This window comes from Bradyrhizobium sp. BRP19, assembly GCF_020194195.1.
In the GTDB taxonomy this organism is placed as follows: Bacteria; Pseudomonadota; Alphaproteobacteria; order Rhizobiales; family Xanthobacteraceae; genus Bradyrhizobium; species Bradyrhizobium yuanmingense.
In genome coordinates, this window is the sequence record NZ_JADYVZ010000135.1 from 1 (window position 1) to 438 (window position 438).

1 protein-coding gene is annotated in these 438 nt (G+C 68.7%); it reads left to right on the forward strand.

What is annotated here, in order from left to right:
• Positions 1–98: 98 nt before the first annotated feature.
• A partial coding sequence (locus I6F36_RS38860; RefSeq protein ID WP_225173282.1) for a DUF4124 domain-containing protein occupies positions 99–438 on the forward strand: 340 nt, incomplete at its 3' end.

The following is a 438-nucleotide window of genomic DNA, read 5'->3' on the forward strand; positions in this document are numbered from 1 at the left end:
GCCTTGATGCGCTGCCTGAGCTGATTGCCGGCAACGCCGAGAAAGCGATGATGCGCCTGCATACCGCACACTGATCCGCCAGCACTGAGGACACCGCCATGACACCGTTCGCCATACTGACCTCACGCCCCGCCGTGCTGGCGGGTCTGGCGCTCGGACTTGCAGCCAGCCTGCCGGTGCACGCACAGGTGTATCGCTGCAGCGAGAACGGCCAGACGACCTATTCCGACCATCCGTGCGGTACGCGTGCGAAGCCCGTGCCGCTGATCGACAACACGCCCAGCGCCGCCGACCAGAAGGCTGCCCGCGAACGCGCCAGCGCCGAAGCCGCCGAAGTGCAGCAGATGGAAACCGCGCGCCGCAAAGCGCAGGCTGCGGAAGACGCCCGCGAGGCCCAGATGGCCGCGCAGGCGGCCGAACAGGCGCGCCGCGACCAAC